Source organism: Vibrio sp. 1151_11 (assembly GCF_029478525.1).
Classification (GTDB): Bacteria; Pseudomonadota; Gammaproteobacteria; order Enterobacterales; family Vibrionaceae; genus Vibrio; species Vibrio anguillarum.
In genome coordinates, this window is the sequence record NZ_SHMN01000004.1 from 67,852 (window position 1) to 87,513 (window position 19,662).

Annotated in this window: 18 protein-coding genes; 10 read left to right on the top strand and 8 right to left on the bottom strand. The window is 45.6% G+C overall.

Annotated elements, in window-relative coordinates; genetic code table 11:
- Positions 1-138: 138 nt before the first annotated feature.
- Both EXZ60_RS04650 and EXZ60_RS04655 read left to right on the top strand, forming a co-directional pair.
- Positions 139-2,937 carry an insulinase family protein gene (locus EXZ60_RS04650; protein ID WP_277435362.1) on the top strand — a complete coding sequence of 933 codons (2,799 nt, stop codon included), beginning with the start codon at positions 139-141 and terminating at the stop codon, positions 2,935-2,937.
- 331 nt (positions 2,938-3,268) lie between these two features.
- Entirely contained in the window at positions 3,269-6,157 is a 2,889-nt protein-coding gene (locus tag EXZ60_RS04655; RefSeq protein WP_277435363.1) for an Ig-like domain-containing protein, read from the top strand.
- Positions 6,158-6,262: 105 nt separating this feature from the next.
- On the opposite strand, the gene EXZ60_RS04660 is transcribed toward EXZ60_RS04655, so the two are convergent.
- The gene (locus EXZ60_RS04660) at positions 6,263-7,129 is read right to left on the bottom strand and encodes a YicC/YloC family endoribonuclease (protein WP_013855720.1); all 867 of its coding nucleotides are present in this window, start codon (positions 7,127-7,129) and stop codon (positions 6,263-6,265) included.
- 178 nt (positions 7,130-7,307) lie between these two features.
- On the opposite strand from EXZ60_RS04660, the gene rph reads away from it, so the two are divergent.
- Together rph and pyrE are read left to right on the top strand one after the other, a co-directional pair.
- Positions 7,308-8,024 (top strand): ribonuclease PH, encoded by a 717-nt coding sequence (gene rph / locus EXZ60_RS04665; protein WP_017042236.1) that lies wholly within the window; start codon positions 7,308-7,310, stop codon positions 8,022-8,024.
- 245 nt (positions 8,025-8,269) lie between these two features.
- Positions 8,270-8,911 carry an orotate phosphoribosyltransferase gene (pyrE, locus tag EXZ60_RS04670; RefSeq protein ID WP_013855722.1) on the top strand — a complete coding sequence of 214 codons (642 nt, stop codon included), beginning with the start codon at positions 8,270-8,272 and terminating at the stop codon, positions 8,909-8,911.
- Between the two features lie 101 nt (positions 8,912-9,012).
- Here pyrE and lpxM read toward each other — a convergent pair whose 3' ends face one another.
- From lpxM to coaBC, 4 genes are all read right to left on the bottom strand, one after another.
- Entirely contained in the window at positions 9,013-9,990 is a 978-nt protein-coding gene (gene lpxM, locus EXZ60_RS04675) for a lauroyl-Kdo(2)-lipid IV(A) myristoyltransferase (protein WP_029189937.1), read from the bottom strand.
- A 22-nt stretch (positions 9,991-10,012) separates the two neighbouring features.
- Entirely contained in the window at positions 10,013-10,960 is a 948-nt protein-coding gene (lpxL, locus tag EXZ60_RS04680; protein ID WP_277435364.1) for an LpxL/LpxP family Kdo(2)-lipid IV(A) lauroyl/palmitoleoyl acyltransferase, read from the bottom strand.
- 53 nt (positions 10,961-11,013) lie between these two features.
- On the bottom strand, positions 11,014-11,604 hold the full coding sequence (slmA, locus tag EXZ60_RS04685) for a nucleoid occlusion factor SlmA (protein WP_013855724.1): 591 nt from the start codon (positions 11,602-11,604) through the stop codon (positions 11,014-11,016).
- 208 nt (positions 11,605-11,812) lie between these two features.
- On the bottom strand, positions 11,813-13,054 hold the full coding sequence (gene coaBC, locus EXZ60_RS04690) for a bifunctional phosphopantothenoylcysteine decarboxylase/phosphopantothenate--cysteine ligase CoaBC (protein WP_094165798.1): 1,242 nt from the start codon (positions 13,052-13,054) through the stop codon (positions 11,813-11,815).
- A 194-nt stretch (positions 13,055-13,248) separates the two neighbouring features.
- Here coaBC and radC point away from each other — a divergent pair, with 194 nt between their 5' ends.
- The 5 genes from radC (at position 13,249) to mutM (ending at position 16,094) form a co-directional block, all read left to right on the top strand.
- Positions 13,249-13,923: a DNA repair protein RadC gene (gene radC / locus EXZ60_RS04695; RefSeq protein ID WP_194576646.1), complete on the top strand. Its 675-nt coding sequence runs from the start codon at positions 13,249-13,251 to the stop codon at positions 13,921-13,923.
- 277 nt (positions 13,924-14,200) lie between these two features.
- Complete coding sequence (gene rpmB / locus EXZ60_RS04700; RefSeq protein ID WP_004397476.1) at positions 14,201-14,437, top strand: 50S ribosomal protein L28; 237 nt, start codon at positions 14,201-14,203, stop codon at positions 14,435-14,437.
- A 13-nt stretch (positions 14,438-14,450) separates the two neighbouring features.
- Positions 14,451-14,618 (top strand): 50S ribosomal protein L33, encoded by a 168-nt coding sequence (rpmG, locus tag EXZ60_RS04705; RefSeq protein ID WP_010318992.1) that lies wholly within the window; start codon positions 14,451-14,453, stop codon positions 14,616-14,618.
- A gap of 135 nt (positions 14,619-14,753) precedes the next feature.
- Positions 14,754-15,221: a hypothetical protein gene (locus EXZ60_RS04710; RefSeq protein ID WP_013855728.1), complete on the top strand. Its 468-nt coding sequence runs from the start codon at positions 14,754-14,756 to the stop codon at positions 15,219-15,221.
- 63 nt (positions 15,222-15,284) lie between these two features.
- Entirely contained in the window at positions 15,285-16,094 is an 810-nt protein-coding gene (mutM, locus tag EXZ60_RS04715; protein WP_277435365.1) for a bifunctional DNA-formamidopyrimidine glycosylase/DNA-(apurinic or apyrimidinic site) lyase, read from the top strand.
- A 15-nt stretch (positions 16,095-16,109) separates the two neighbouring features.
- On the opposite strand, the gene coaD is transcribed toward mutM, so the two are convergent.
- Positions 16,110-16,601, bottom strand: a complete 492-nt coding sequence (coaD, locus tag EXZ60_RS04720; RefSeq protein ID WP_026028196.1) for a pantetheine-phosphate adenylyltransferase — start codon at positions 16,599-16,601, stop codon at positions 16,110-16,112.
- Between the two features lie 123 nt (positions 16,602-16,724).
- Between coaD and EXZ60_RS04725 the strand changes: the two genes are divergently transcribed.
- Positions 16,725-17,759 (top strand): glycosyltransferase family 9 protein, encoded by a 1,035-nt coding sequence (locus EXZ60_RS04725; RefSeq protein ID WP_277435366.1) that lies wholly within the window; start codon positions 16,725-16,727, stop codon positions 17,757-17,759.
- On the opposite strand, the gene EXZ60_RS04730 is transcribed toward EXZ60_RS04725, so the two are convergent.
- Entirely contained in the window at positions 17,728-18,513 is a 786-nt protein-coding gene (locus tag EXZ60_RS04730; RefSeq protein ID WP_277435367.1) for a glycosyltransferase family 2 protein, read from the bottom strand. The genes EXZ60_RS04725 and EXZ60_RS04730 overlap by 32 nt on opposite strands.
- Positions 18,510-19,580 (bottom strand): glycosyltransferase family 9 protein, encoded by a 1,071-nt coding sequence (locus EXZ60_RS04735; protein ID WP_277435368.1) that lies wholly within the window; start codon positions 19,578-19,580, stop codon positions 18,510-18,512. Before EXZ60_RS04735 ends, EXZ60_RS04730 begins: the two co-directional genes overlap by 4 nt.
- Positions 19,581-19,662 lie beyond the last annotated feature (82 nt).

A 19,662-nucleotide genomic window follows, 5' to 3' on the forward strand; every position in this document is an offset into this window, starting at 1 on the left:
GATCACCATTGCATGATGTTGAAAATATTGTACTGTTTTGTATGGAATTGTCTTGATGTATTTATAAATCCAATAAAAGGGCAATAATAAGCGCTCAATTCGAATGAGTGTCGTTCCATACATACTGAGAATCTTAATTTGCGTAATATTCTATTTTTTCACCCATTGAGCTTATTATTGCTGCTTGTCATATCGGCCAGTTCACTATCGACGGAGTTACCTAAAAGTCATCGCATTCACGAAGGTCAGCTTGAAAACGGCTTAAGGTACCAATTAGTCCATAACACGACACCTGCTCATGCTGTCATTATGCGTATGCGCATTGCGGGTGGTTCTTTAGTCGAGTCAGATCAAGAACAAGGCTTGATGCATCTTTTAGAACACATGGCGTTTAAAGGTTCGGACTCTGTAGCCGAAGGGGAGATGATTCGCCAACTTGAACGCTTAGGATTAAGTTTTGGATCCGATACCAATGCGGTGACTCAATTCAATCAAACCGTGTATGAGTTCAATATTGCTCAAGGAGACTCACAAAAAGTAGCAACTGGTTTGTGGCTTATGAGAGAGATTGCGGATCGCCTTAAGCTTGAACCAAAGGCGTTGGAGCAAGAAAAACCGGTTGTTGTGGCGGAATGGAAAGAGAGAAATTCCGCTGATGTTGAGAATTATCGTCAACAGCTGAGCTTCTTATATCCGAGGAGCCCTTTGTCAAAACGTTTGCCAATTGGTGATCTCGATGTAGTAAAACATGCTAGCTCAGAGCAGTTACGTTCACTTTATCAACGTTTTTACACGCCAGAACGTACCACGATCATTGTGGTGGGAGACCTTGATGTTGCTCAGGCCGAAGAGCAGATCAAACGACTTTTTTCTAACTGGGTACCTCACCGGGATGCAGTACCGCTACGGGCTGACCATTTGATGTTGCCTGCAGTAAGGACACACTTGCAAGCCGATGTTTTCTTTGATGCTCGCTTGCCGACCCAAATTTCGCTTGGTGTGATTGCACCACAAGAGCGACAAGCAGATAGCGTTGAAAGTCGCCATGAAATGATCCTTGAATCAATATTGTCGAACTTACTCTACCAACGGTTACTTCCCCATCTGATAGACCAAGAGGGGATAACGAATGTTTTTGTTCATATTGAACAAGATTTCGGTATCGCATCACGGATGGAATTGTCACTGGTAACCTTGCCCGAGCAGTGGCGGCATGGGCTGACATTACTTGAACAGACGGTGCGACAAGCGATTCGATACGGCTTTAATCAGAACGAAATTGATCAAGCGATCAAGGCAATACATGCTGATTATCAGCAAAGAGCAGCAAGTAGCGATACTTTGCATAGTTTTTCGATTGCGCAAGGCCTAGTGACAAGTGATGCTCAGCAATTTGTCCCGATTGAACCGACGTTCGCGCTTGCTCTTTTTGAAGCTTATCAACCTCAAATCACCGCCGCTCGATTGCACGACCTGCTTACAGAACGTTGGCAAGGTAAGCCGTGGATTTATCTTTCTGGGCCATACAAGGTTGAGAAAATCAATCAAACGCTACTCGATGTATATGAACAAAGCCAAAAACAGCCAGTAGAGCCTTATCAAATATCATCGGTCGAGGCATTTGCCTACCGTGAATTTGGTGAGGCGGGCACGCTCGTTCACGACAAGCGAGATCCCGAAACGGGGATTCGGATGTTGAAATTTGCCAATGGCGTTAAGCTCAACATCAAGCCAACCGAGTTAGAGAAAAACGTCATCTACCTCAATCTTTCATTAGGTTTTGGCGAATATCCATTACCTAGAAAAGAGGGAATTCAGGCACTGTTTAATGATGGCTTTGTTGCTGGTGGGTTAGAGCAGCATTCGTTTCAGCAGTTAATTCATCTCTTTTCTGCTGCCAATGTGACGACGGGGTTCAATGTCGGAACGCTTGGTTTTGCGAGTCAGGATTTCACCAATCAAGCGTCGCTTGACCAACAGTTAGCACTGCAAACGGCATTTTTAACGAGCCCGGGCTGGCGAGAAGAGGGGATGAACCAATTTCGTCAACGAGTACTGGCAGCGAGTAACAGCCAGAACACGACGCCAGAAGAGGCATTTTGGACGGTGTTACCTGAATTATTGCACCCTGACGACCCACGATTTCGTAGCCATGACGAGGAACTGTTAAAGCGTCATTTTTCAGAATTAGTTCCAGTGTTTGCCTCGGCGGTAGATAAAGGCCTTTTAGAAATTGCCATTGTGGGTGATCTTGACGAAGAGAAAACGATTCGATCGGTTGCTAAAACACTGGGCGCTTTGCCGCGTCATCCAGAAAAAGAGCTGCAAGTTGAGCGCGTTGAGTTTCCATCATTGCCTGCTTCACATATTGTTGAGCATCAAGGTTCAGCCAATGCCGCGGCACTGGCTTGGCTGTGGCCAACGACTGATAAGGTGAATGCCGAACACTACGCAAAACTGATGCTGCTTGAAGAGGTTCTCAGTATTTTGTTGACGGAAGAAGTGAGAGAAAAGGCTGGCGCGAGTTACTCACCTTACCCATTTAGCAGCAATGATTTTCTTCCCACAGGATTTGGTTATTTGGGGCTGTTCAGTGTGACAGACACAACGCAACTTAAATTAGTGGAAGAGAGTTTCGATGCGGTATTGTCTCGAGTGAAAGCTGATCATGGCATTGATGCTGATATGTTGCAACGAGCGAAACAACCGCTTCTACAATGGTTAGATAGTCTGCCAGAAAAGAATGTATTTTGGCTTGATGTCGCATCGTTAACTCAAACTTATCCGCATCGCTATAGTCGTTGGCAGGAGGTTCGTCACGCCATCAATCAAGTGAGCACGAATGATCTGCGTCATGTTGCTAATCAATATTTACAAGCAGACAAACGACTGAGCGTTAAGATATTACCCAGTACTACCTCTGCAATCTCAAAATAAAATGAGCCTCCTATTGGGGGCTCATTTTTATGATGAAACCTATCACTTTGTTATATTTTTCTTGGATTAATGTCACTTATTTAAACATAGGTAATATAATATTTATTTTTACATTTAATTAGAATAAAAAATCAGGTTTTTTCATGTCTTTAATTTATCTTAAAATGTAATCAATATAATTTAATTCATTCATGCCGATTATTTAGATTTTAAATAAATATTGATTGTCATTCCAAAAATTATTTTAATCGAAAATTGTTGATGTTAATTATTGGTGGTGGTGCTAATAAACATACCGAATATTATAAATTTAATATAAGGGTATAAAATAATGTTTAATCAAAAAAACACGCCAGTCTCAGTGGCCGATAAAAATTATTATCGGGCTTTAGGCCTAACCATCCTTTTCTCTGGCCTACTTTTAAATCCAATATCTCAGGCTATTGCTGCTGAGTTTCGCGCTGATGCGGTTGCTGAGTCAGAGGGGCAATGGTGGAGCACTTACACCTTAGCGATTAAAAATACAGGATCAGAGTCAGCGGATATGCGCGATGCGGTCATCGAATTTGTATTACCCGTTGCGATTAACGATATAGGTTGGCAATCATCGGCGCTATCCCATCCTACGTGGAGTTTATCTCATACCGCTCAAGCAGGCGGTATTCTCCATTCAGTGGCGCTTAAATTCCCTGAAGGTGCTTGGGTTGACAGCGTTCTGAATGCCTCAGAATCACTCTCCTTGACGATCGCTTTTGCTGGTTCATTGGAAAACCTGAGTGCTTTTGAAGATTCTGTTATTGTGAAAATGGAAGGGGGCATCACACCACCGCCCGATTTTTCGCTAGATATTCTCTCTCCAGCGCCAAATTCAGTGGTATACACGGGCACAGACGTCAGCATTATGGCTCGTATTGATGGTGAGAGTGCCGGTAAGCTTGAGTTTTGGGCTAACCAAGACAAAATTGCTCAACAACCATTGAAGCAAGGTGTCACCGAATATCAGCAAGTGTGGCAACCGCAAGAGATAGGAGCGGCCTCCATTTCAGTTATCGCGTTCAATGAGGAAGGCGATAAGCTCTCTGAGCAAAGCGTGCCTGTTTCTGTCGAGTCAGAATCGACGGCACCTAATCCTCCGGTCGTTGAGTTCATTTCCCCAGAAGCGGGATCATCCCACCCACAAGGCACAAGTTTGACGATCTCTGCTGAAGTGACCGATGCTGATAATGATCTGGCTACCGTTAAATTTTTTGCTAATGACACCGAAGTTTGCAGTATCGATGCCAAAACAGAGCAAGTGTTCTCTTGTGACTGGACCCCTCAAACGGCCGGAAGCGCTGCATTACGTGTTGAAGCGCAAGATGATGAACGGCATGTAACACAAAAAAATCTGACGATTACGGTTACTGATGTGAGTGGTAGTTGCGGTGACGTTGCACAGTACCAAGATGGCGTGAGCTATCAAGTGGGAGATGAAGTAACCAATATTGGCCATATCTACGCATGTAAAACCGCAGGTTGGTGTGGTAACCCAGTATGGACACCGGGTACTGGGCATCCAAATTATCCAGATGCATGGAAAGATGCATGGAATGACGTTGGTGAGTGCGATCCTAACCCTGTTCCTGAAGTGCATGTTCAATCGCCAGAAAATGGACAAAAAATAGCACCCAATCAGCCATTTGAGGTGGTCGTTGAGGCGAGCGACGATACCCAAGTGGCGCGTGTCGATGTTCAATTGAATGGCGAAGTCGTTGCAACATCCACCTCTTCTTCGGGCGACCTCTACACCATCACTGTGCCTGCTCAAGTTGAAGGACAATACACACTCACGGTTGCCGCATATGACGATCAAGGTGCAAGTGCTCAAACTGCACCGATTTCGATTGCCATTACTGATAAAGATCTGCTGGTGTCACTCTCTTCCCCTGTAGACGGTTCAAGCTTCTTTGAAGGCCGAGCGATCTCAATCAAAGCGGATGCTAAGAGCTATGAAGGTGAGGTGACGTCCGTGACGTTTATTGCCAACGGCAAGGTACTGAATCAAGACACCGAAGCACCTTATGAATATGAGTGGATTGGAGCGCAAGCAGGCAACTACGCTATTTACGCAAAGGCGCTCAACAGTGCCAATCAAGAGCAAATGTCAGCCCCATCGAATATTACAGTGAAAGAGAGTACCGGTGGTGGTGGCCTTGCCGATAACCCAGACCGTGCCATTAGTTATCTCACTTCTTGGGGATTAAACGATTATGAAAAACTGTTTAATTCTGAAGGTGACGGTTATTTATTATCGTTCGGTAAATGGGATGCTAGCGGTAACATTACGATTTCTGATGACATGGTAACCCCACCAAGTTACAACCCAGATTGGATGCCATCTCAGTACTTAGCGTGGTCAACCTTAAAACACGATAATAGCAATGTCACCATGATGGTCGCGTTTGGTGGTCAAACTTATGAAAGTATTTGGTCTGCGATTGATAGCGATGCAAATCGGGAGGCGGTGGCCAATGGCCTCGTTGAATTGGTCAACAAACCCTTCCCTGTCTATAAGAAGAACCTAAAACCAGAAGAGGTGGTGGGTGACTGCCTTGCGACGGGGGGTGATGGCCAATGTGATTACAGCAAGTACCAATTAGCGGGTTATGTGCAAATCGATGGTCTTGATTTTGACTTCGAGAAAGCGGCGCGCATTACCGATAAAGAGAACCAAGACCTAACCGCATTGATTAAACTGATACGCCAAAAAGTGGGCGACAATAAAGTGTTGTCGCTGACCACATACCATGTCGGTGCTGATCCTGTGGCATGCATGGATTCAAGTGTGTTTGAAAATTGTTCTTACGTTGAGCCATCAGGCCGCTCGTCTCACCATGGTGAAGTGATCGATCTGTTACAAGCAACCAAGAACGATTTCGATTTCTTCAACGTCATGACCTATGACGCTGGCCAAAACTTCCTCTACGATGTTGCGATGGCCAATTACGCTCAATACATTGGAGACAAGTCGAAAATTGTTTTAGGCAATACGATCAATAGCCAGTGGGGGCCAAACGGCAATTTTGTGGAGAGCCGTGAAAACAACCTCAACCGTGCCAAGTGGCAAAAAGAGAATGGTTACGGTGGTTTCTTTATCTGGGCGTTGGGTTCAAATAATCAAAGTCTGAGCATGGAACAGCAAGTCGAGTACTTCAACGAAATGATCAGTGTCAGTAAGTAGCCTGCATGGTTACTTTGTGAGTTAACTAGATAACGGAAGGCTATGGTGCCTTCCGTGTTTTTATCCATCGTCATCCACTTAATCTGAATCGCCGAAGCTGAAAAACTATTCGATGTTTTGGATTTGCTCTCTCATTTGCTCAATCAGAACCTTAAGTTCTACGCCAGAGGCCGTGATGTCTGTGCTGATTGATTTCGAGGCTAACGTGTTCGATTCGCGGTTAAATTCTTGCATCATGAAATCGAGCTTACGGCCACATGAACCGCCTTTTTTGAGCACATTACGTGCTTCTTTGACGTGAGAATCGAGGCGGTCTAACTCTTCGGCAACGTCTGATTTTTGTGCAAGTAAAATCAGCTCTTGCTCGACGCGTGTTGCATCAAGCTCAATCTTTGCTTCTTCAAACTTAGTCAGTAGACGTTCACGTTGCCATTGCAGGATTTCTGGCATGCGTGCGCGCACTTTTACCACTTCTTCACTGATCGCCGTCAGGCGTTGTTCGATTAACGCCTTCATGTTGTCACCTTCACGGCCACGTGCGTCAATGAATTCAATGATTGCGTCATCAAAGCCTGCTAATAAGGCTTTATTAATGCTGTCCATGTCTTGTTCTGGCGTTTCCATTACGCCGGGCCACTGCATGATTTGAAATGGATTAATGCGGCTTAACTCGCCTGTCATGTGCATTACTTGGTTGGCGGCTTTAATCACTTGATTGGCGAGTGCTTCATTGATATTCAGCTCACTTTTAGCCGCAGGGTTTGCTTCATAACGTAAGTGACATTCTACTTTGCCGCGCGCTAAACGTTGGCGAAAGCGTTCACGCAGTACAGGCTCAAGACCACGAAATTGTTCCGGCAGGCGGAAGTAGGTTTCAAGATAACGTTGGTTTACCGAGCGAATTTCCCATACCGCAGTACCCCAATCACCTTTAACTTCTTTACGCGCGTACGCGGTCATGCTGTAAATCATTGATTTGTCCTTTGCTCACGAAGATGAAATATCAAACGAGAGGTATGTTAGCACTAGCTTCACGCGTGTACTAGGTTCACGCCAATGCAAAGGGTGACCAACCTAGCGTCAAGGCGGCTAATCCGCTATAATCTCGCCCCAATCGATTCCGTCTCACCCGATAAAAGGTAGATGCACTATGCGTCCAAATGACCGCGCGGCCGATCAAATTCGCCCAATTAAAATCACTCGCAACTACACTGCTTATGCTGAAGGGTCAGTATTGGTGGAATTTGGTAATACCAAAGTATTGTGTAATGCCACTGTCGAAGAGGGTGTTCCTCGCTGGTTGAAAGGTCAGGGTAAAGGTTGGGTTACTGCCGAATACGGCATGCTGCCACGTGCAACCCATTCACGGACTCGTCGTGAAGCGACCAACGGTAAGCAAGGTGGCCGCACCATGGAGATCCAACGTCTCATCGCTCGCAGCTTACGTGCTGTGGTGGATTTAGAGGCAATGCCAGAGGTGATGATCACGGTTGACTGTGACGTTATTCAAGCGGACGGCGGTACTCGCACTGCATCAATTACGGGCGCAAGTGTGGCACTAGCGGATGCGTTTGCTCATCTGGTTGCTAGCGGTAAATTGAAGAAGAATCCAATGAAAGGCCATGTTGCTGCTGTCTCAGTAGGCATCCTGGGTGAAAACATTTTATGTGATTTGGAATACGTGGAAGATTCTGCCGCCGACACTGATATGAATGTGGTGATGACTGAAAATGGTAAGATGATTGAAATTCAAGGCACCGCAGAGGGTGAACCGTTTAGCCATGAAGAGCTGATGGATTTACTGGCCGTTGCCAAGAAAGGCATCGCTGATATTGTTGAAGCGCAGAAAGCATCGTTATTAGATTGATCAAGTAGCTCCCAGTTGGGGGCTATTTTTTTGCCCGTTTTATTCATTGTATTGTTGTACGTGATGACCCCACCCTAACCCTCCCCTATAAGGGGAGGGAATAAAGGAAGTGTTCCCAATATTGCCCTTGAGGGGAGGGAATGCATCATCTTAGTACCTCCCCTTTTAGGGGGAGGCTAGGAGGGGGTTGTTCTTGTTGGGAAAGAGAAATAAACCAAAGTGTATGAGTTAAGAGAGAGAAAATCATGAAAGCATACCAGCGTGAATTTATTGAATTTGCACTAGAAAAAGAAGTCTTGAAGTTTGGCGAGTTTACTTTGAAGTCTGGCCGAAAAAGCCCTTATTTCTTTAACGCTGGCTTGTTTAATACTGGCCGTGATTTAGCGCGCTTAGGGCGTTTTTATGCCGCTGCTTTGGTCGATTCTGGGATTGAGTTTGATGTGCTATTTGGACCTGCGTACAAAGGGATCCCAATTGCGACTACAACTGCAGTAGCGTTGGCTGATCATCATGATGTTGATACGCCGTATTGCTTTAACCGTAAAGAAGCGAAAGACCACGGTGAGGGCGGTAACTTGGTCGGTAGCGCATTAGAAGGGCGCATTATGCTGGTGGATGATGTCATTACGGCTGGTACTGCCATTCGTGAGTCGATGGAAATCATTCAAGCTAACGGTGCGGATCTTGCTGGTGTTTTGGTGGCAATTGACCGCCAAGAAAAAGGCAAAGGAGAGCTTTCTGCCATTCAAGAAGTCGAGCGTGATTTTGGTTGCGCGATCATCTCAATTGTTAGCCTGACCGATCTGGTTACTTACCTTGAAGAGAAAGGGGCAGATGCTAAGCACCTTGAGGCGGTAAAAGCGTATCGTGCTCAGTACGGAATTTAAGCATCAACTTATTTGCGAATCGTAGAGCCACTTGTTGAAAAGTAAAAGCCCCGAGTTTGTCGCTCGGGGCTTGTTTGTTATGAGTTTAGTTATTCTAGCGATTAACTTTGATCGCCATGGTGCGAGTTATCGTAAATTTCCGAGCCATCACGCTGCGTTTTCAACAGTGATAAATTCCACATGTACTGTTCTGGGCGTGGTGTGACTAAATCTTCAATCGCCTTATTCATAGCGCGTGCATCTTGCTCTTCATCGCCCGTTGGAAAGTTTTCTAATGCAGGCAAAATATGTACTTCGTACTTACAGGTTTTATCGTTATAAGCAGGCAAAATTGGCACGACTTTCGCCTTTGATAGGCGCGCCATTTTACCAAAACCTTTTAACGTGGCTTTTTCAGTGCCAAAGAATGGAACAAAGACCGAGTTGGCCGGGCCAAAGTCTTCATCGGGCAGCCAGTAGCCTAAGTATCCATCTTTAATTGAACGTACAAACGGTTTTACCCCAGCATCACGTGCAAAAATACGCCCGCCATATTGCATGCGTTGGACGTGCATTAACCAATCACCGATAGGATTGCGCTGTGGCTTCATGATGGTGGTTACTTTATAGCCTTTTGCCGCAAGCATTACCGCAGGGTAATCGACCGCCCAAGCATGAGGGGCGAGGATGATCACGTTCTCGCCAGCATCTAACAATGGCAATAAGTTCTCTTCACCAATCATGATGCCGCGTTGCTGATTGTGTTTCGTGGAACGAACCAAAAACTCCGAATAACCGAGCATGTATTGTGCTGCTTTGACAAAGGTTTCTTCCAAAATAGCCTGGCGTTCTTGCGGGGATTTTTCAGGAAAGCATTTTTCCAGATTCACTCGCGTGCGGCGTACAACACGGCCGTTTTTGCGTACCGCAAAGGTGGATAATTTGCGCGCTAGCCTATCTCGCCATACGGGTGGCATAAAGGCGAACAGAGCGGCAAAGAAGATCCCAATCCAAGTTCCCCAATGTTTTGGGTGTAAAAAAGACCATTGGAATGTGGGGTTGTGCAAGTGTTTGTCTGTGCTGTTTTCGTTGTTGCTCATTGAAAGCAAAACCTTTTTCTAGTTATAAATAGCGAGAGTTAGTTAACGTTTCATCTGGCAAAGATTTAAAACGCTTATGCAGCCACATCCACTGTTCTGGTGCGCGTAGAATCACTTCTTCAACGTATTTATTCATGTAAGCGGCGGCGGCGGTCATGTCATCTTTTGGATAGTCGCCATCAATGGTTTTATCGGCGATGATTTCATATTTTCCGTTGGCGTTTCGAAACCCTGAACCAGGGACAATCGCGCATTGGCTAGTATAAGCCAGAATACTGGTGCCTGTGGTGGTACACGCTTCTTTGACCGCAAAGAAGGGAACAAACACCGATTTGTTATGGCCGTAATCTTGATCGGGTAGATAAAATAGGCGCTCGCCCTTTTTGAGTACGCGGATCATCTGTTTAATGTCGGTGCGGTAGATTAGTTTATTGCCATTGCGTGTGCGACCACGGTATTGGATAAATTCATACGCAGGGTTGCTGTGTGGGCGGTAAACGCCATAGCCTTCAAAGCCTATTACACCAAAAGCGCGTGCTGTAATTTCTAAATTTAACGCATGTACGCAACAAAGCAGTGCGCCACGTTTTTCTTGTTTGAGTTGCAAAAGGGCACTGACATCTTTCACATCAAGCAGGCGAGCAAAACGCCAAGTCGGCCAAAACCAAGTAATTCCGGTTTCTATCAGCGCCATGCCAGTGTTTTTAAAGTTTTCGTTAACAATATGCTCAATCTCACCTGCACTTTTCTCTGGAAAAGATAGCTGTAGATTACGCGTGGCAATGTGTACTCGTTTGTTAGCAAAGCGCATTCCAAACGCGCCCATGCTGCGTCCTATTTTTAGTAACGCAGAATAAGGAAGCAGGTTTACTATTAAAGCGAGTAGCCCAAAGCTAAGCCACACGCCCCAATATTTAGGGTGCAGTAGCGAGAGGGAAAACTCAGGTTTACCGTATTTTTCTTTGCTCATTACTCTTGATTCTTTCACTGATGATTCTTTGTCACGACGGTGGTGGTTTGTTTTTACTGAATCTGAGCGCTTAATAATGCCCAATACTCTTCAAAATTTGCCGTCGGTTGGTATTTAAAGTCAGATCGCACAAAGCGATTTAGGCTTCCTTCCACTTGGCCAAGCAGTTGCGCGGCTAAAATGCTTTCGTCGACGGGGAAGGATTTACCTTCACGCAGTTTACGTTCGCGAAGGATCTGACGTAGTGACGTTTCTATGCGTTCGAACAGTTGGTTGATCCGTTCACGCAGTCGCTCATTTTCAAACATTAGAGCATGGCCGGATAAAATTCGTGTCAAGCCCGGGTTACGTTCCGAAAAAGCCAAGATAAGCTGTAGCACTAAGCGGATGCGGTTGAGTGTATCTTTCTCTTCATCCAAAATGCGATTAATCCGCGACATTAAAGACTCTTCAATAAACTCAATCAAGCCTTCAAACATCCGTGCTTTACTCGGAAAATGACGGTACAAAGCCGCTTCAGAAACGCCCACTTGTTTGGCTAGCTTTGCTGTGGTGATGCGTGATGCACCATCGTTAGATTCCAGCATTTCAGCGAGTGCTTGTAGAATCTCTTCACGACGATTGATTTTCTTATTGACGGCCATGACCCGATTTCCTTTTAGTTACCACATGCTTGTGAGCAAATATTTATACCCTTCAGATGGTTTGGGTATTGTCCATTAAGCGCAGTAGTTTAACGGACAGTTTTCGGACTGCGTAGCGTAAAAATGAAAATGATTGAACTGGGTGGTGATTTTACCACCCAATAAACGCTATGAACCCTAAAAGAAGCTTAGAACGTCTGTCTGTAGCCTACAGTTGACTCGCGATCAGTTGCATCAGCGCGTGAGCTAATGCAGATTTTGAACTCAAAGGTAATGCTTGCTCTCCGCCTTGCCAATAAATGGTCAGCGCATTGTCGTTACTATTAAAGCCTTGGCCCGCAACAGAAACATCATTGGCGCAGATCATATCCAGTTTTTTGTTGAGCAGTTTAGCGCGGGCATATTTTTCAACTTGCTGCGTTTCAGCCGCAAAGCCTACCGTGAACGGGCGGTTTTCTTTCAATGCAGCTACGCTGGCGACGATGTCGGGATTTTTGACCATGGTGATGAGCATGTGATCGCTCGCATCGGTTTTTTTGATCTTTTGATCGGCGACGATCTCAGGGCGATAGTCGGCTACGGCGGCGCAACTGATGAACACATCATGTGATTGCGCTTGCGCCATCACTTGCTGATGCATATCGCAGGCACTTTCCACATCAATACGTTGTACTTGTGGCGGTGTGAGCAAATTGACCGGGCCACTGATCAGAGTCACTTTCGCGCCTAATTGAGCGGCGGCCTGCGCAATCGCATAGCCCATTTTGCCTGAACTGTGGTTACTGATATAGCGGACTGGATCGAGTGCTTCACGGGTTGGACCTGCGCTAATCAACAGTGACTTACCGGCGAGCAGTGTGTTGTTTGCCACCTCTGTTTGGAAAAAAAACTCGCAGCGCTCAACCAATTGCATTGGCTCAAGCATGCGGCCCGGGCCAACATCGCCACACGCCTGTTCACCAGCTGCTGGGCCCCAAATCATCATGCCTCGGCGTTTAAGCGTGGCAATATTCTCTTGTGTGGCGATATTGCGATACATCTGCTGATTCATTGCCGGCGAGACGGCCACTGGCGCATTGGTGGCTAAAATCAAAGTGGTGAGTAAATCATTACCCATCCCTGCGGCGACGCGCGCGATGAGATCCGCTGTCGCGGGAGCCAGTAGGACTAAGTCTGCCCATTTGGCAAGTTCAATATGGCCCATAGACGCTTCGGCGGCTGGGTCTAATAAGCTATCTGAAACTGGCCTGCCAGAGACGGCTTGCATAGTCAGTGGCGTTATAAACTCTTTTGCAGCGTGAGTCATCACCACTTGTACTTGTGCGCCACGTTCAATCAAACGACGCGTTAACTCAGCACATTTATACGCAGCAATACCGCCGCTAATGCCGAGCAGAATCTTTTTTCCTGCCAGTGTTTGCATTATCTTTTCCTCAAAAATTCTGCGCATTATGTTAGCACAACTCTCGCATCGAGTGACCTTATGATCCGCTCAATCCTTTCATATTGGACGAGTGTTTCTGCGTCTTTCATCACTTATCAATTACAAAAAACCATGAATCAAGCCTAAATAAAGAGAAGCAAAGTTGCAGGCTTGGCTATTTCTCTATGTTGTCTGAGTACCTTTAACCCTAGGAGTGCTTAATGAGCCTCAAATCACTGCCCACAGAATCAATGCCGCGGGAAAAATTGCTCGCTCGCGGTCCTCATGCATTATCGGATGCTGAACTGCTGGCGATTTTTCTTCGTACTGGTACTCAAGGAATGAATGTGCTCGCTCTCTCGGATCTGCTGCTGCGTGAGTTTGGATCACTTCGAGCGCTTTTTTCGGCCAACCAGCAAGAGTTTTGCCGCCATAAAGGGTTGGGCGAAGCCAAATACGTTCAATTGCAGGCGGTGCTTGAAATGACGCAGCGCTATTTGGCCGAAACGCTCAAACGAGGTGGCGCTTTGACTAGCCCAGAGCAAACCAAGCTTTATTTATCGAGTGTGCTGCGCGATCGCCATCGAGAAGCCTTCTATATTCTGTTTTTGGATAATCAACACCGAGTGATCAGCGATGAAGTATTGTTTGAGGGGACGATTGACGCGGCCAGCGTTTACCCTCGTGAGGTGGTTAAAAGAGCGCTCCACCATAATGCGGCGGCATTAATATTGGCTCATAATCATCCGTCAGGCGTTGCTGAGCCTAGCCAAGCCGATCGCAGAATCACACGTCGATTAACCGATGCGCTTGCGTTAGTGGACATCCGTATTTTGGACCATTTTGTGGTGGGCGACGGCGAGGTAATTTCTTTTGCAGAAAGAGGGTGGATTTGAATCACATTTTAGGTTGTGACTTAAGATTATTCTGGTATGATTCGCGCACTAAATTATCAACCTAAATCAGCTCTGCTTAAAAAAAGATCGCCAAATCCGTAAAAAGGATCTGTTCGGGTCTTGAGCAATGCATGTCAAGTTAGTATAATACGCGACCTTTGATAGCCTTGTATGGATTTTCCATAACGGTTTTTAACCTCAAACTTCTTAATACATCGAGAACGAGGTTCGGCCACCAAGGTTGATATCGAGCTGAAACGATTTGGAGAAGACATTCATGTCCCGAGTATGCCAAGTAACTGGTAAGCGTCCAATAACGGGTAACAACCGTTCACACGCACGAAATGCTACTAAGCGTCGTTTTCTGCCGAACCTACAAACTCATCGTTTCTGGGTAGAGAGCGAAAAACGTTTTGTTAAACTACGTCTAACTGCTAAAGGCATGCGTATCATCGATAAGAAAGGCATTGATGCTGTTCTTGTTGATATCCGTGCACGTGGCGAAAACGTTTAAGAGGAATTGAGCAATGGCTAAAGGCATTCGTGAGAAAATTCGACTAATATCTTCTGCAGGTACTGGTCACTTCTACACAACTGACAAGAACAAACGCAACATGCCAGGCAAATTTGAGATCAAGAAATTTGATCCAGTAGTTCGCCAGCACGTTCTTTACAAAGAAGGCAAAATCAAGTAATTGATTTTACGCTTTGTAAGCATTGAAAGGCCCAGCTTTGGCTGGGTTTTTTATTGTCTGGAATTTGTACCCTGCAATGTCAGCTCTCACTATAATGTGCTAAGTTACTCAAAGATAAACTCTTAGGGATCACTTATGCGTATCAATCGCCGCCGTTGGAATAATATTCTTATCTTGGCTGTTATTGCTTTTATTGCCATTTTGAATTTACCCACAGTCATCAAAACTTATCTTATTGAACCGCCTGCTAGCCCTTATCCTTATGTGATTAATCCAAATGCACAGCTGCAAGCACTGCATTTTACTGACTGGTCACTTGAACTGAATCAAAACCGTTGGCGATCAAGCAAAGCAATTTCAGTTGCTCCTGAAATATTGGCACAACGCTGGCAGAGTTTAGTTGGTACTGAAGTTGATGATGCCACTTACGAGTCGCTTGCATCTCTACTACGTAACCCACAAACCGTGGAGGTGTGGTATCAGGATCGCGAAGAGCCGCAAAGGATCACCTACTACCAAACCCCCCAGTTTTGGTTATTGAAAAATTGGCAAGAGAAATGGGTGGCACTTTCGGTAGAAGAAGCTTTTCTTTTTCCGAACTGAGTCATTATTTCTCTTTGAGCGTTGAACAAACCAAGAACGACGAATGAAGAATCGAGATGTATCATGCCTGAGTTACCCGAAGTTGAAGTAAGTAAAATGGGGATTAGCCCGCATCTAGTTGGACAAACGATCCAACAACTGACATTCCGCACGCCCAAATTACGTTGGGCCATCCCTCAAGAGCTGAAACAGTTAGAAGGGCAAGTGATCCGCAATATTGCCCGTCGAGCCAAATATTTATTGATAGAGACCGATATTGGCAGTGCGATTGTTCACTTGGGAATGTCAGGTTCATTGCGAGTATTGGAGTGTGATTTTCCGGCAGGTAAGCATGATCACGTTGATCTGCGATTAACCAATGGCAAGGTACTGCGCTACCACGATCCACGTCGATTTGGCGCTTGGCTATGGTGCGAGCAAGGAGAAAGCCACTCGGTGTTGAGTAATATCGGTCCTGAGCCATTAACCGATGATTTTGATGCAGATTATATTGCGCAAAAAGCGAGCAACAAACGTATCGCCGTTAAGCAATTTATTATGGAAAATAAAGTAGTGGTTGGCGTAGGCAATATCTACGCGAGTGAATCACTGTTTAATGCGCGAATTCTCCCCACTCGGCCCGCTCATTCGCTGACACTGACTGAATGGAATTGCCTCGTGCGAGAAATTAAATCAGTCTTAGCAACGGCGATTCAACAAGGTGGCACAACTTTAAAAGATTTCGCACAAGCGGATGGCAAACCGGGCTATTTTGCTCAAGAGCTTAATGTGTATGGCAAAGCGCAACAGCCTTGCCCAGCGTGTGGGCAAGCGATTGAAGCGCTAAAAATTGGTCAGCGTAACACCTTTTTCTGCTCTGCTTGCCAAAAATAAGGTACGTCCTAAAGGCTATATTTTCTTGCCATGCAAGGCGTTAGCGACAATGTCAGGAACAAATTGATCAACTTCTCCACCATGAATCGCCACTTCTCGCACAATGGTGGAGGAGATAAACGCATGCTCCTCTGATGGTGTAAGAAACACACTTTCCAGCCCTGGCATCAAACGGCGGTACATGTTGGTCAAACCAAATTCATACTCGAAGTCAACCGTAGTACGCAAACCGCGGATCAGCACATTGGCTTTTTCATCACGCGCAAAATCGACCATTAACCCAGCAAATCCTTTGGCAGTGACATTCTCTAAATGTTGAGTGACTGCGCTGGCAAAGGCGACCCGTTCTTGCAGAGTAAACATGGTGTTTTTGCTTGGGCTGGCGGCGACGGCGATGATCACTTCATCAAACATATTGGCGGCGCGTTCGATCAGATCCAAATGACCATTGGTGATGGGGTCAAAAGTGCCGGGATAAATCACACGCGAAATTCTTTTTTGGCTCACATTGGAAGGCTCATATTGGTTAACTGGCACTGATATTAACAAAAAGACTCAAAATTACCTATTGAACTCGGTATGATGTAGCCCGCATTAAACTGTGACACTTAGCGAGTGAGAGAAGAGACGATGAACAATTTGTTGGTGATCCGTAACGATAAAATTGGTGATTTCATGCTGGCTTGGCCAAGTTTTGCGATGCTAAAAGCCTCGTTGCCAGATTGCCATATTACCGCGTTAGTCCCCAGCTATACCGTCGCGCTGGCCGAGCTTTGCCCGTGGATTGATGCGGTGATGGTCGACCCAACGGAACACGCGTCCTCTGCGCAGAAAAAACAATGTATTCAAGCGATTAAACAGCAACACTTTGATGCCTCGATCAACCTCTTCTCGACCACTTACAATGCACTATTAGTTTGGAAATCTCGTATTCCTTATCGTTTAGCGCCGGCGACTAAATTCGCTCAAATTTTTTACAACAAACGAATTAAGCAAAAACGCTCTCAATCAGCCAAACCAGAATATGAGTATAACTTAGATTTGGTACGCGCTTTTTTGCATGATATTGGCAAAGAGGTTGTCGAGCCGAGCGCACCTTATCTACAATTTGATCAAGCGAAGCTTGTTGAACAAAAAAGCAAACTGGCTACGCAACTTCATCTCGATACAAGTAAACCGTGGGTGTTTGTTCATGCTGGAAGCGGCGGTTCGGCGAATAATTTGTCGCTAGAGCAATACACGCAGTTAGTGATGGGGATTGATGGCAAGCAAGAAATTATCCTCACCGCCGGGCCGGGAGAAGAGGCGAAAGCCGCGCAGTTAAAAGCTTTGATTGAAGAAAAGGGCGGGCGAGCGGCACTGTATGATAAAAATGAAGGGCTTGCTGATTTCTCACGCTCGATTGCTTGCGCTGATATTTTTATCGCAGGTTCAACCGGGCCTTTGCATATTGCCGCTGCGATTGATGTGCCCACAGTTGGCTTTTTCCCCGCCAAACGTTCAGCCACGCCACTGCGTTGGCGACCATTGAACTCACAAGGCCGCCACATTGCATTTTGTCCACCGCAAGCAGCGGACAAAGAAACTCAGGCCGATATGAGCCGCATTGATATAAATGCGGTGTTAGCTGAACTTAACCCTTGGGCGGCTCAGTGCTGGTTCTAACCCATAAATCGGCGTATTTAACAAAGGTTGAGTGCGCCGATAATAAAGAGAGCAAGAAGCCTTGCTTACCATCTAAAAAGCCTGCTTTTAAAACGTACATTTTCAAAAAGCAGCCAAGCGCATGCAAAATACCTTGGCTAATGCTGCTTTTTTTACCACGTTTTTCTCGTTGCTCTGCCCATGCTTTGGCATAACCTGCTGATTTAACTAAATAATGATGAATATCGTTATAGGTGTAGTGAATCGCATCACCTGCAAGATTCTCGACTTTCATGCCATCAGCGACTTCGACTTTTTCATGCACTAAAGCCTCGTTATATTGCGTTAATTGAGTCGGGTAGAGGCGCAACACGCGATCAGGATACCAACCACAGTGGCGAATATAGCGGCCAAAAACCCAACTTAAACGGGCAAATTGATACAGTGTATTGGGTTTATTAGCGGTGACCGCTTGCTGAATGCTCTCTTTTAACTCTTTGGTCACGCGTTCATCGGCATCTAGCCACAACACATAATCAGACTCGACATACGACTGCGCTAAGCGGCGCTGTGGGCCAAACCCAGGCCACTGCGAATTGACAAAAAACTTGTCAGTATAACGGCGCGCAATCTCTTCGGTATTATCACTGCTACCTGAATCTAAGACGACGATTTCATCTACCCATTGTTGAACGGTTTCCAAGCAAGCTTGCAGATGTTGCGCTTCATTTTTAACGATCAGCGCAACGGCTAAAGTAGGTTTGCTCACATTCATTCCTCGGATATTGGGTTTAGCTGAAAATCAGCCGTTATCTTATCAAACATTTGGATAACATGGCTTGCTTGAATGCGCTGCATCGCTTGTTCATCTTTGACGCGAGTACGCCAACTGACTTGCTCTTTCGTTTTTCCTGTTTCGGCAAACAGTGCTTCTTCATAAGCAGACACCACATAATCACGATACTGATAAGGCCCTGTGCGCTGTGGATTATGGTGAGCGTATAAACCGATAACTGGGGTATTCATTGCATTGGCCATGTGCGCTGGGCCTGTATCTGGCGCTATCACTAAATCGGCTAAGTCGAGCAGTGCCAACATCTCTTTAAGCTGGCTTTTACCAACGACATTGAGTACCGGCTGAGTAAGTTTACTCGCTATTTCGGCTGCTAGATCAACTTCAATTTGCGCAGGGCTACCGGCTAAAATGATATGCCAACCAAGTTGTTGAGCATGCGTTATCACTTCTACATAGCCTTCAGCAGTCCAATTTTTATAAGCCTTACTCGCGGCAGGAACCACGACTAAATTACGCTTTGAATGTGCAAGTTGCTGCTTGGCCCATTGATGATCGGAATCTGAATAAGTGAGTGACCACTTAGGTTCTAGATCTCTGACTCCAAGGCATTCAGCAAACGCGAGTAAGCCATCTAATACATGAGGTGCTTGAGGCGATATCACTTTTACATTGGTAAACAGGTGCTGGAAATCTTGGCTGCGGGCGGCATCAAAACCGAGTTTATATTTAGCTTTAATACCCAGTGTGGCAATACTGGCACGAAAGGCATACTGCATATGCAAAAGCGCATCGAAGGATTGCCCTTTAAGTTCTGCCCATAATTTTTGATATGCTTTCCATCCCTGTTTTTTGTCGAATATAACCACGTTTACATTCGGTAAATCAGTGAGTAACTGTGCTTCAAGCTTTCCAGTGATCCAAGTGATATGAGTTTCAGGCCATTGGTGTTGAATTGCTTGCACGGCGGCCACTGCATTGCACACATCGCCAATCGCCGACAGACGCAATATACAAATTGAGCATGGAGCAGAAGAAAAGAGAGCCATAAGTGACATCGGTATAGAGAAAGTTAGTAAGAATTATGCAGACAGCGCTGATAAATGTAAAATGCCAAACAAGCACGATGAA

Excerpts from the sequence above, each read along its gene's own strand:
- EXZ60_RS04655 (WP_277435363.1), top strand. The coding sequence starts at position 3,269 with ATGTTTAATCAAAAAAACACGCCAGTCTCAGTGGCCGATAAAAATTAT.
- EXZ60_RS04660 (WP_013855720.1), bottom strand. The coding sequence starts at position 7,129 with ATGATTTACAGCATGACCGCGTACGCGCGTAAAGAAGTTAAAGGTGAT.
- rph (WP_017042236.1), top strand. The coding sequence starts at position 7,308 with ATGCGTCCAAATGACCGCGCGGCCGATCAAATTCGCCCAATTAAAATC.
- pyrE (WP_013855722.1), top strand. The coding sequence starts at position 8,270 with ATGAAAGCATACCAGCGTGAATTTATTGAATTTGCACTAGAAAAAGAA.
- lpxM (WP_029189937.1), bottom strand. The coding sequence starts at position 9,990 with ATGAGCAACAACGAAAACAGCACAGACAAACACTTGCACAACCCCACA.
- lpxL (WP_277435364.1), bottom strand. The coding sequence starts at position 10,960 with ATGAGCAAAGAAAAATACGGTAAACCTGAGTTTTCCCTCTCGCTACTG.
- slmA (WP_013855724.1), bottom strand. The coding sequence starts at position 11,604 with ATGGCCGTCAATAAGAAAATCAATCGTCGTGAAGAGATTCTACAAGCA.
- coaBC (WP_094165798.1), bottom strand. The coding sequence starts at position 13,054 with ATGCGCAGAATTTTTGAGGAAAAGATAATGCAAACACTGGCAGGAAAA.
- radC (WP_194576646.1), top strand. The coding sequence starts at position 13,249 with ATGAGCCTCAAATCACTGCCCACAGAATCAATGCCGCGGGAAAAATTG.
- rpmB (WP_004397476.1), top strand. The coding sequence starts at position 14,201 with ATGTCCCGAGTATGCCAAGTAACTGGTAAGCGTCCAATAACGGGTAAC.
- rpmG (WP_010318992.1), top strand. The coding sequence starts at position 14,451 with ATGGCTAAAGGCATTCGTGAGAAAATTCGACTAATATCTTCTGCAGGT.
- EXZ60_RS04710 (WP_013855728.1), top strand. The coding sequence starts at position 14,754 with ATGCGTATCAATCGCCGCCGTTGGAATAATATTCTTATCTTGGCTGTT.
- mutM (WP_277435365.1), top strand. The coding sequence starts at position 15,285 with ATGCCTGAGTTACCCGAAGTTGAAGTAAGTAAAATGGGGATTAGCCCG.
- EXZ60_RS04725 (WP_277435366.1), top strand. The coding sequence starts at position 16,725 with ATGAACAATTTGTTGGTGATCCGTAACGATAAAATTGGTGATTTCATG.
- EXZ60_RS04730 (WP_277435367.1), bottom strand. The coding sequence starts at position 18,513 with ATGAATGTGAGCAAACCTACTTTAGCCGTTGCGCTGATCGTTAAAAAT.
- EXZ60_RS04735 (WP_277435368.1), bottom strand. The coding sequence starts at position 19,580 with ATGGCTCTCTTTTCTTCTGCTCCATGCTCAATTTGTATATTGCGTCTG.